The organism is Candidatus Magnetominusculus dajiuhuensis, assembly GCF_046044395.1.
GTDB lineage: Bacteria > Nitrospirota > Thermodesulfovibrionia > Thermodesulfovibrionales > Magnetobacteriaceae > Magnetominusculus > Magnetominusculus dajiuhuensis.
On record NZ_JBJUSG010000121.1, the window covers coordinates 1 to 10809 of the forward strand.

10 protein-coding genes and 2 tRNA genes are annotated in these 10809 nt (G+C 48.5%); 1 reads left to right on the forward strand and 11 read right to left on the reverse strand.

Annotation, left to right across the window (positions count from 1 at the left end; genetic code table 11):
• Positions 1-165: 165 nt before the first annotated feature.
• From AB7D94_RS13975 to AB7D94_RS13990, 4 genes are read right to left on the reverse strand one after another with little or no spacing between them, the layout of a single operon-like run.
• Complete coding sequence (locus AB7D94_RS13975) at positions 166-1107, reverse strand: lysophospholipid acyltransferase family protein (protein WP_420266546.1); 942 nt, start codon at positions 1105-1107, stop codon at positions 166-168.
• Positions 1101-2078, reverse strand: a complete 978-nt coding sequence (locus tag AB7D94_RS13980) for a glycosyltransferase (protein ID WP_420266547.1) — start codon at positions 2076-2078, stop codon at positions 1101-1103. Before AB7D94_RS13980 ends, AB7D94_RS13975 begins: the two co-directional genes overlap by 7 nt.
• 5 nt (positions 2079-2083) lie before the next feature.
• A complete protein-coding gene (locus tag AB7D94_RS13985; RefSeq protein ID WP_420266554.1) occupies positions 2084-3367 on the reverse strand; it encodes a B12-binding domain-containing radical SAM protein in 1284 nt (427 codons plus the stop codon).
• The gene (locus AB7D94_RS13990) at positions 3364-4863 is read right to left on the reverse strand and encodes a B12-binding domain-containing radical SAM protein (RefSeq protein WP_420266548.1); all 1500 of its coding nucleotides are present in this window, start codon (positions 4861-4863) and stop codon (positions 3364-3366) included. Before AB7D94_RS13990 ends, AB7D94_RS13985 begins: the two co-directional genes overlap by 4 nt.
• A gap of 418 nt (positions 4864-5281) precedes the next feature.
• Here AB7D94_RS13990 and AB7D94_RS13995 point away from each other — a divergent pair.
• Positions 5282-5357 (forward strand) — tRNA-Val (locus AB7D94_RS13995).
• Between the two features lie 317 nt (positions 5358-5674).
• On the opposite strand, the gene AB7D94_RS14000 is transcribed toward AB7D94_RS13995, so the two are convergent.
• The 7 genes from AB7D94_RS14000 to AB7D94_RS14030 form a co-directional block, all read right to left on the reverse strand.
• Positions 5675-5756 (reverse strand) — tRNA-Leu (locus tag AB7D94_RS14000).
• A 59-nt stretch (positions 5757-5815) separates the two neighbouring features.
• Complete coding sequence (gene ybgF, locus AB7D94_RS14005) at positions 5816-6790, reverse strand: tol-pal system protein YbgF (RefSeq protein WP_420266549.1); 975 nt, start codon at positions 6788-6790, stop codon at positions 5816-5818.
• A 25-nt stretch (positions 6791-6815) separates the two neighbouring features.
• On the reverse strand, positions 6816-7352 hold the full coding sequence (pal, locus tag AB7D94_RS14010; RefSeq protein ID WP_420266550.1) for a peptidoglycan-associated lipoprotein Pal: 537 nt from the start codon (positions 7350-7352) through the stop codon (positions 6816-6818).
• Positions 7353-7375: 23 nt separating this feature from the next.
• Positions 7376-8647, reverse strand: a complete 1272-nt coding sequence (gene tolB / locus AB7D94_RS14015) for a Tol-Pal system beta propeller repeat protein TolB (RefSeq protein WP_420266552.1) — start codon at positions 8645-8647, stop codon at positions 7376-7378.
• An 11-nt stretch (positions 8648-8658) separates the two neighbouring features.
• On the reverse strand, positions 8659-9603 hold the full coding sequence (gene tolA / locus AB7D94_RS14020) for a cell envelope integrity protein TolA (protein WP_420266555.1): 945 nt from the start codon (positions 9601-9603) through the stop codon (positions 8659-8661).
• Between the two features lie 48 nt (positions 9604-9651).
• Complete coding sequence (gene tolR / locus AB7D94_RS14025) at positions 9652-10023, reverse strand: protein TolR (protein ID WP_420266557.1); 372 nt, start codon at positions 10021-10023, stop codon at positions 9652-9654.
• Positions 10024-10046: 23 nt separating this feature from the next.
• Positions 10047-10793 carry a MotA/TolQ/ExbB proton channel family protein gene (locus AB7D94_RS14030; RefSeq protein WP_420266553.1) on the reverse strand — a complete coding sequence of 249 codons (747 nt, stop codon included), beginning with the start codon at positions 10791-10793 and terminating at the stop codon, positions 10047-10049.
• Positions 10794-10809: the final 16 nt, after the last annotated feature.

Sequence of the window (10809 nt, forward strand, 5' to 3'; positions counted from 1 at the left end):
ATTATGACATCTGCTACCCCCACTGTAAAGATGGGGTTTTCTTGACGCTTACCCTGCTTCATCACAGTTATATTTGTCAAGTATAGAAAGACCAGTTTGGGGTACCATTAAATGTATTTCCTTTCGCAGCCAATGCCAACATAAGACAGACACTTACGTCAATGGCTACGTTTTAGTATCACAGGTATCAATCACATATTCGCCAGCCTTAAACCTGTCAAGAAAGTGCATGTACGCGGGATAGGCCTTTATTTTGCCCTCCAGCTCTTTTATAAAGCGTTTGGTTATGGTGCCGGTGTCGCGCTGCTCGTCTGGCCCGGCAAGGGGGGTGCCTATTATTATTTTATATGGTTTTCTTTTCCCCGGTGTGACAAACAACGGCAATATCTCCGCCCCTGTTTTTTCGGCCAGTATCGCCGGCCCAAGTGGAAATAATACCCTGTGCCCTAAGAAATCGAACACATCGTGCCTTCCCACGTGTTTTTGCGTGCCGCTTCCATCTCCCGTTACCATCACCACTCCTCCGTCTTTAAGCCACAGGAATATTGGCCTTAGAAATGATTCGGCATTTACTATCGCGGCGGGGATTTTCGCCTCATACCTCAGCCTCAGCCTGAAGGCGACATGTCTGCCTATCCAGCTCAACCCGTCGTCCGATGGAAGCCCTATCTGCCTCATCCTGTATCCAAGCCTCGCCAGGGCAACAAGGGGTATGTGCACAGGCCCGAAATGCCCGTGGACAAGGATAACGCCCTTCCCCTTTTTCAGCGCGGTATCAAGATGTTCAAGTCCCTCGAAATCAATGGTCTGCCCTACCTGCCGGGTGTGAAATTTCGGGAATAGAAATATCACCAGCCTGTCAACGTAGTGGTTCTTAAAATACTCTTTTACAATCTTTGACTTTTGCCCGTCTTCGATTGTCATAAATCTGGAGAGATTGTCTTTAAGTATCGCAGCCTTTCCCCCTGACAGGGCAAAATGCAGCTCACCCATTCTGTTTAATAATCTGAGGCCGGAGGCAACCGGCATCGCCTCTACCGTCCACCTCAGAGGATACCAGACGATTAGTCTCAGGATGTCTCGAAAAATGCTCTCTTTCGTTACCATTTGGTAAACCTTTTCAGTACGCCATCTGTCAGGCCCTTAAACAAGAGATAGAGCCTTCGCAGGCTTTTATCGTACACCACTATGCCAAGGGCGGACTTGATGGTGTTCATAAATAATGAGACATAGGCCAGTGGCGAAAACGTGCCTATTTTTTTCATATACTCAAATATCAGGAACATGTTTCTTACCCTGTAGTATATCTCCATGTCCTTGAGGCGAATGCTCTCTCTGCCCATGAGGCTCTTTGCGTCCTGCCTTTTCAGCTTTTTATAAAACAGACCGTCTTTGATAAACACGATGTTCGTATATAAAGAGGCCATAACTCCATAGACAAAATCATCTCCGAGGTAGAAAAATCTCCTGTCCGGATAGCCGATTTGTTCAACAATGCGACGGCTTATCAGCATCCCCTCAAATGTGGCGTAGTTTTTAAACGAAAATCTGCTGTGTTGGGCAAACTCCCCATTCCTTACCGGCATCATTTTTCCCATGCTCAGGGAGAAATGACTGTCGTCACTGAGGACGGTGCCGTCGGCGAATTTCTTGTTCGGCAGTACACACTCCCCCACCGCCGTATACGACAGCATCACCTCAAGGGCGTCTTTGACCGGTTCCACATCGTCGTCCATCAGCCAGAGCCAGTGCGCCCCGCTGTCATAGGCACGCCTGACCCCCTCGTGAAATCCCCCTGCGCCGCCGGTGTTCCTGTGCATCCTCACGTAGTATATGTCTGTGGAGGTGGCGCTTAATTTCTTATGATACCCGACGGGTTCTGTCAGGGCATCAGGTGGGATAATGTCTATGAACCCTGAGTCAAGGAGCAGTTGAGGCGTGGAATCGGTTGAGGCGTTGTCTATTAAATATATGGCGTCTAAGGGCACGGTCTGGCCCTTCAGCGCCTCAAGGCACTCAAGCAGGAGTTCCCTGCGATTGTAAGTTACCACTACGGCACAGACAGATTGTCTTTCCATCTATCTCAGCGCCTCAGCTCTTTCAGTATTAACAGGGCGTTAAACATTGTCTCAATGTAGGGTGTCCTCGGGTTGGTATAGTATTTCGGATAGAGAAGGTCATCGCCCCCGGCAACCACACCCTCGGCAAGGGCAGTCTTGTATAGCGCGGTGTGGGGTTCGATTCTCATTGAGTTAAACTCGAAGTGAACCCTGTTGCCCATCTGCGACTTGGCCTTTAGGGAAAACGCCATAAGCTCTATAAATGTCCTGACGTCTTGTCCGGGCGGGTTCTTAAAGAAATTATAGCTTACCTCAATACCGCCTGCTGCCCTGAGCAGTTCGTATGTCCTTATGATGTCGCCTTTAGTTATATTTTTGCCAAGCCCTTCAAGGACGGTGTCTGAAAAACCGTCCGGCGACAGGATGGTTGTCCTGCAGCCGGCGCGTTTAATGAGATTTATAAACTCCTTATCCAGATGTCTTTCACTAAACCAGGCCGACCATGCCAGACCTTTTATATTGCGGCGAATCAGCTCCTCACATATCTGCCCGGCATGTTTTTTTGGTACGTTGAACATGGAATCTACAAAGGTAAAGTCCGTTACGCCGCTGTTTAGGGCAAGGTCTTCGATTTCGTCAACTACAACTGATGGGGGTCTTAATCTCATGGTCTTGCCGTTTAAAAACCCATAAACACAGTATATGCAGTTTAAGGCGCAGCCCCTCTTGGTCTCCACCCCTATGGCACCGCTAATCTTTCTGTATTGCCCGATATTCATTTCGGCCCGCGGCGGCACCTTTAAGACACCTACATCGGCGGAGGCAGCAGTGCCTGTAAAGAGCACCTCGCCATTTTTTCGATAATACACAGAGGCAACCTTCTCAGGGTCAGAGATGTTTTCGATGAGAAGGGGAAATGTTATCTCGCCTTCAAGAAATACCCCAAAGTCAATTCGGCGCTCATCTTTCATAATCTCCTCAGCGAACATCGAAAACCCCGACCCGCCCGCCACTATTACCGCCTCCGATACCTGCTTTATCACGGCCAAAGTATCTTTAATGTAATTATAATAAAACACCACGTGGCGTTTATTAGTCGAATCTATGTTCCTGATAGAAATCCCTATGATTTCAGGACGAAAGGCCAGGAGGGTGTCCCTTAACTCATCAAACGGGCGATGGCACACGTTGAGGTCAATGGTCATGACTTCGTGGGCGGTAAGCTGCGCCTTAAGGCAGGCCAGTCCGAGCGGGAATACAAGGCGCTCCCCACCGCCGAGGTAGGATTGAATGAGGAGAACTCTTATTGTCGGCCTCCAAGTCCCTTTGCCAGCCGGTAGGCCCGTTGCAGGCCGACATAGAAGCCCTTAAACACTGGCCTTAGCGCCCTGGCGTTTAAGACGTCAACGATGCCGGGGGCAGTGAGGAATTTTAACAGGGAGTTGGGGAATTTGCCGCCCCTTGCGAGTGTCATAAGGAGATTCAAATAATTGGGCTGCCTCATGGTGTAGGACTTTGAGTAGATGTCCCTTTTGTCGTCTGCGATAAGGCCGTCGTCCCTTGCCATATTGTAGAGTTTTGTATCAGGATAGAGGACAAGGGAAAACGGCTGAAGTCGAAATGGTTTTGGAATGTTGGCGATAAACCTGAGGCTTTCAACCTTGTCTTTGTCGGTCTCATATGGGACGTCGAGTATGAAATCGTAGCTCGGCGGGTACATCTTGTCTTTGTACTTGTTAATTATATTGATGGCGCTCATCATCTTGTCGTTTGACATCGCTGAGCGGTTAAAGAGGTCCTGAATCCTCTTGCTGGCACTCTCAACCCCCATTTGAAGATATATCAGGCCGGCGTCAACAAGCAGTTCCATCTTCTGTTCGGTCACTGTGAGAGGGCTTGCCAGACACGTAAAAGGAAGTGCAATCTTCTCTTTGTATTCCTTGCAAAATTCCTCAATATTTTTCAATCCGCGGGCAAAAAACGCGTCGTCGGATATCCAGATAAAGCCGACATAGGGCATATGTTCTTTCACCCACAGGAGTTCGCCGATGACATGGCCGGTAGTCCTCCAACGGAGATAACCCTTGCCGCTGTAGAGGTTTTTTATGGTGTCGTTTATGCAGTATGTGCACTTATGCGGGCAACCCCTGCCGGTCATTGTCTGATAGCCGATTCTCTTCAGATAGGCCGACACAGTGCCACGCTCAAGAAATTTCTTTGTGAGGGCGTTTGTCAGCGGCACAATTTGCCCGTCAGACAAGGCATAGTGGCCGGTAAACGAGTAATCCGGCATGGGATAGCTGTCAAGGCTCCCAGAAAGCGGCCTGACGGGGTTTGACTTAATAATATTGCCAGTGGATTTACTCCAAACGTTGCCAATACCGGAGCAGTCCCGGTCTTCGGCGATATTGTTGGCAACTTCGAGCATTGCCTCCTCACCGTCGCCAACGCAGACCATGTCGGCAAACTCAAGACACTCTTTCGGCCTGATGGTGGGGTGAACGCCGCCCCATATCACAGGGGTATTAAAGGCAGATTTTAATTTCTTTGTAATCTGCACGGCGCAGTCAAAATGATTCGTCATCAGCGTTATGCCGATTAAATCTGACCCCCTGCATATCTCAACCGCCTCGTCCATGGTGTGAGGGGCGTATCTGTCCTTGCCAAAGATGATGTTGTCGCCTTGCGGGTCTGGCAGAAACAGCAGTTGTGTTTGGTGGCCGTGTTGCTTAAGGTACGCCGATATTGTCCTTAAACCGAAGGTGGTTATATCAGGGTACGGGCTGATGAGGGTAATTTTCATTGTTATTGGCATTCCTCCATTTACAGTACAAATCTAACATAATCGGCGGCCTGATTTCAACTTTTGTGGAAGTCACTCAGGGCAAACACGTACTTATTGTCAAGGATATAGCGCAATATTGTTGTAGCAAAATAGAAATGTCCTAAAGAGCAAGTCGTCGAAAGCCGAAAGACGGGCAATAGGAAAAAGAATGGATGAGCTGGTGAGCCTTTGCAGCTTCTGCCGGAATTCGCGCTCCTTATGCCGCCCACGACAAGACGGGGGATTATCCCCTGCCTTCCTGTTCCTTTCTGCAACTTTTAATTATGCCTTCTTTCATATTCATTGAGAATTGCTGCCGTCACGGTATTTTGAACAATTGCACTTGACAATATATGGCAGAAAAGTGTTAAATCAACGATAGAACAACGCTGCATAAAGGCGCGTAGCTCAGTGGTTAGAGCGCTACCTTGACACGGTAGAGGTCGGGGGTTCGATACCCCCCGTGCCTACCAATAAATAAGCGGGTTTGCAGAGGTTGCACAGGTTCTTCATTTACCGGATTGTATAGTTCGCATTCCCGCTGATAGCATTATCCATGCGCTTTTAGACTAATTCCACAAAAACCACCCGCTCAACCATTTTATTTTGCACTTATGCCAGATGCTTAGGTTAAATTTTTCGCCATCCGTACATAGTAGCATTTTAGCGAAATTATTGCTCCGCAATCAAACCAAATAAACAGATACGGAAATGCCCTAAAAAATGGCTGGTGACGGTTTTTTTGAGGGCTTTTAGAAATACTGTCCTTATAAATCCAAGAGTTAGATAATGCCGAAGGGGGGACTCGAACCCCCATAGGTTACCCCACACGCCCCTCAAACGTGCGTGTCTACCAGTTCCACCACTTCGGCCACAGACGGCTCTATACTACAATAGTGCAGCCAATGTTTTCAACCTTTATTTTGCGGCGCTACCTCAACGGTGAGGGCACCTTCTTCTTCGTATCAGTCTTTGTCGCAGGTTGATTCCCAATCAACTGCAGCTGCTTCTTTGCCTGTTCCGCCTCAGGCGTATGCGGGTAGTCATCAATGATTTGCTGAAGTATTGTCCTTGCCGGTTTTGGATCTTTTATCTCAATAAACGCCAGTGCCTGTTTCAACTTTGCAGCGGGGACTTTGTCACTGTTTGGATACTTTTTCACCACTATGTCGTAGCTCAAAATAGCATCCTCGTAGCTGCCCTCTTTAAAGTATGTCTCACCGATCCAAAAATTCCCGCTTGCGGCTAATGAACTCGTCGGAAATTCCTTTACTATGCGGTTGAATTTCTCCCTGCTTTCCTTGTATTTGCCGCCGTTGAAGTCTTTCATAGCCTCGTCATACATTGCCTTAGGGCTGGTCTGCTGGGCAGGAGGCGGTTCTGATGAAGGCGGCGGTGGTGCATCTGTCGGCGGCTCTTTCGATGATGTGACCGGTGGCTTCTGCGTCGGCACTGGTTCGGGGCGTGAGATTGCTATGCCTTTTTTCTGCATGGCAGCCTCAATTCGCTCAATTCTTCCCCTTAGGTCGCCTATCTCGCTTGTCACCATCTCTAACTGTGTCTTCAGGAGATCACGTTCGGCCTTGGCCTCGGCTAACGCGTGGTCAACATAAAATTTTCTCTCCTCAACACGTCCATACAGTTGTTGGAGTTCGCGGCTCAAATTGGTAGCCTTTGAGTTCAGATTCTCCTGGCTATCCCTTATGGCGTTTAACGTGTCAGACTTGCCTTTTTGCGTATCCGATATCGAGAGCCGACTTTTTATGTCTGCCACATCGTCTTTTTGCTGATACTGTACCTTCTTCAATTCGCTGACATCAGCCTTAAGGTGCGCAAACTCGTCCGTAGCGCAAGAGGCCATAACCAGTATCAAAACTGTCGGTACTATTTTAGTAATCCGCAACACCGCTTGTATTCCTCCTATTTGCCAGCTATTTGCTGGAAACAAAATGTGCCCTTCTGTTTTTCAACCAGCATTCCTCCGTGTGCTCCATACACACCTGCTTTTCCTTTCCAAAACTGATAGTCTCAAGTCTGCTTGCCGGAACACCTAAAGATACCAGATAGTTCTTCGTTGACTGCGCACGCTGGTCTCCCAGTGCAAGGTTATACTCACTTGAACCCCTCTCGTCGCAATGTCCTTCTATCAGTACGCTGACGTTTGAGTTTTTCAGAAGCCATTCCGCTATCTTTCTGAGATTCGCCTTTTCATCATCGGCCACATCATACCTGTTGTACCCGAAATGTATGTCCTTAAAAAGACTCGCCATCTGTGACCGAATCTGCTCCTCCGACAACGCACCCTCTCTTATTTTGTCCCTGTCAATCTTGATTACGTCGTCTTTGCCATTCCTTTCCTTTATCCCTGCATCTTTCCCTTTCTTGTCGTCTGGAACTGCTACATCCGTCGTAGCGCAACCCGATACAACGAGGGCAAGAAGCACTAATAACAAGGCTATGCGTTTCATTTCTATACCTCCAAATTGTGTGTTTAATGTGACCATGAAGGGCCGAAGGCCCTTATATTTCTGGGTGAGATCCTCTTCTGTCCATCTCCGTTTACCGTCATTACGTAAACCCCTTTTGCCCCGTCTCTGTCTGACGTAAATGTTATGAGCCGACCATCGGGCGAAAAGGATGGTTCCTCGTTGTTGCCCGTGTCAGTCAACTGCTTAAGCTCAGTGCCGTTGGGTTTTATCGTATATATCTGAAACCTCCCCCCCTCTCTGCCGCTATACACAATCAAATCCCCGGCTCGTGACCACTCAGGGGAGGTGTTATAACTGCCCTCAAAGGTCAGCCTCCGTGAGTCCATTCCATCTGTGCTCATTATATACAACTGCGGCACTGTACTCTTGTCCGCCACATACACTATTGACTTGCCATCCGGGGACGCAGACGGAGACACCTCTATATAGTCCGAATGGGTGAGGCGTGTAACTATTTTTGTACCGAGATGCAGCCGGTAGATGTTAGGGCTTCCCTTGCCCGATGACGAAAAAAGCAGGTAACTGCCATCTTGCGTTACGTCCCCCGCGAGGTCGGTTGCCCCCGATGAGAAGAGTTTTTCCTCGGAAACTGTGTCAAAGTCCAGCTCATATATGCCCCATCTCCCATTTCTCAGCGAAGAGTAGAAGAGCTTCTTGCCGTCGGGTGACCAATGTGCCTTCATCGTGACATCGCCTTTTGAAACTATTTTCTTTACCCTCTGTCCATCGTAATCCATTAAATATATTGACTTTCTGTCTCCTTCCTGGCCGATGAATACTATCCTGGAGCCGAAACAGGACTTCTGGCCCGTCAGTGCCTCGTATATATCGTCGGCTATTTTATGGGCAAGCGGCCTTATTAAATCCTTTCTGGAGGCGTATTTCTTTTTTAATATATTGCTGGATTCGACAACATCATACACAGAGGCAACCACGCTTAATGTGCCATCAGCCTCAGCCTCAGCCGTTCCCTTTACCACGGCGTCTATGCCGAGGGGCTTCCAGTTGTCAGGATTAAACGGCGCTGTGGCGTCCTCTATAAACGCATTTTTATTTATAAACACGAACAAGCCCGTAAAGTCCAGGTCGCTTCTTATGATGTCGGCCAGCTCGGTACCCTCGGTGATGCCGGCAAAATCCACCACGGCTATGGGAAGCCTCTTAAGGCCGGGCGAGTTGATGTCTATATATACCCTCGCCGCCGCATTTTCCCTCAGACATAACAGCGCCACCACGAGCAGACACATGGTGGCTGCCAATCGGGTTATTTCCAACAATCCTCTCCTCATTGGGTAAACCTTATCCCTACTTCGTACGCATCTAACGGAGGCTGGGGCATTGGGACGGATTTGTTTACCGCGCTTAACGCAGAGCGGTCAAAAAAACTGTTCCCAGACGATTTCTCAAGTTTCATACCTTCTATCCTTCCATCTTGCTTTATTGTAAAGACCACTACGGCCTCTAAGCTCTTTTTGGCGCTCTCCGGGTATGCCCAGCGCTTTCTGACATGAGCGCCGACTATGTCGCTGTATTCGTTGTTGACCGCGTCACCGAAACTGGGAGATGTACTCTGGGTTGCTCCGGTAGGGCTTTGCCCCATCTTCACGTCCTTTTTGCTTAAATCTACCATGGATCGAAGCATTGCGTGCTGCTCAAGCCTCTTCTTTGACTTCAACATGGAAATCCTGTCCTCGACAGAGGAGCTGTCCTTCGCGCTGTCCTTTGGCTGGTCTTTGGGCTGCTCCTTAGACTGCTCTTTTGGCTGCTCTTTAGGGGGCGGCTTTTTCGTTATTTCAGGCTTCACCGCAACGGGTTGCGCCACTTTTTTCGTGATTTCTGGTTTCATCGCAATCGTTTCAGCAGGTTTTTTTGTCTCTATGACGGGTTTTGGGATTTCTTTGACAGGCTTATTGACTTCTGTCGGCCTTGGGGTCTCTTTCCTGGGGATTGGCACCTGTTTTGGGGTCTCTTTCATCTCATATTTCGCGGCCTTTGCAGGCTCTTCTTTCACAGGAGGAAGCTCCTTTTCAGTTGGCCTCTGCTGCGCGCGCGGCTCTCCCAAAGAAGGCTGCACCGTCGCCGCCTTTACCGGCGCAACCAGTTTGACCGTATATGTCTTTGGCAATACGTAGCGCGGCTGATGTTTCAATGTGTACATAAACGCCCCAAACACAACGGTGTGCAGCAACAAGGATGCCACTGTGCTGAATTGAACGCTCGGCTGCCTCATCAAAATAGCTCGTTTCCCCTTATCATGGCCTTTACTTTAGCAGTTCCGCTAGTTAGACGACTTTGGTTCGGTTATCATACCAAGCTTCTCTATTCCTGCGGACTTAATCTCCGCCATTATCTCTATGACCTTGCCGTATGGCACGTTTTTGTCTGCCTCAAGATACACATCGGGGTTCACATGGCTTATTGCCCTGAGCTTGCTTACCAGTGTATCCATCGTGTGTTTTTCCTTGTTCAGATATATGTCGCCGTCCTTTTTAATCGTTATTGTAAACCGTTCTTCTTTGCTGAGGGCGGCTCCTTTGGTCTTGGGCAGGTCTATATCCAGCCCCTGTTTCATAAGCGGGGCAGTGACCATAAAGATTATCAGCAAAACCAACATAACGTCCACCAGAGGGGTTACGTTGATCTCGGACATTACGTTTCTATTTCTTTCTACCTTCACTTTCTTCTGGGTTCACTCATTATGTTGGTAAAAAACACCAACAGGTCTTCCGAGAAGTCATCCATCTCAATTATCTGCCGTTTGGCCGTGCTCAAAAAATAGTTAAAGCCGATGACAGCCGGTATAGCCGCCGCAAGTCCTGCCGCCGTTGTTATCAGCGCCTCGGCAATGCCGGGTGCTACTACGGCCAACGATGCCGACCCAGCCGCTCCAATTCCCCTGAACGCGTTCATAATGCCCCATACAGTGCCAAACAACCCTACAAACGGTGTGGAGGAGCCGGTTGTGGCAAGAAAGTTCAGATACTTCTCAAGACGTGCACTCTCCAGCGCGGAATACCTGTTCAGCGCCCTTCTTACGTCATCAGGACCGTCCAACGTGTTATCCTCATATACGGCCGTGTATATGCTTGCAAGTGGGCTAATCTCACACGCCTTTGCCAGCTTATTAAGCCCACCAGGCTCTCTTCCCGCACGAAAATACTTGAGAAAGTCCCCCGATTCCCGCCTTGCCTTTGAGAAATATCTCCACTTATATATAATAATACCCCACGACACCACCGAAAATATCAGCAGCATTATCAACACAACCTTTACGACATACCCAGCCTGGAGTATTAAATTAATCGCTGTATAATCCATAAATTCCCATTCGCAGAAGTAGTATAACAAGGGCCTGTCATAAAAGTCAATATCCGCAACCCCTAATGTCGTACCAAAGTAGAAATGTCCTATTCTTACCAAAATAGAAATGTCCTAT

Excerpts from the sequence above, each read along its gene's own strand:
- AB7D94_RS13975 (WP_420266546.1), bottom strand. The coding sequence starts at position 1,107 with ATGGTAACGAAAGAGAGCATTTTTCGAGACATCCTGAGACTAATCGTC.
- AB7D94_RS13980 (WP_420266547.1), bottom strand. The coding sequence starts at position 2,078 with ATGGAAAGACAATCTGTCTGTGCCGTAGTGGTAACTTACAATCGCAGG.
- AB7D94_RS13990 (WP_420266548.1), bottom strand. The coding sequence starts at position 4,863 with ATGAAAATTACCCTCATCAGCCCGTACCCTGATATAACCACCTTCGGT.
- pal (WP_420266550.1), bottom strand. The coding sequence starts at position 7,352 with ATGAAACGCATAGCCTTGTTATTAGTGCTTCTTGCCCTCGTTGTATCG.
- tolA (WP_420266555.1), bottom strand. The coding sequence starts at position 9,603 with ATGAGGCAGCCGAGCGTTCAATTCAGCACAGTGGCATCCTTGTTGCTG.
- tolR (WP_420266557.1), bottom strand. The coding sequence starts at position 10,023 with ATGTCCGAGATCAACGTAACCCCTCTGGTGGACGTTATGTTGGTTTTG.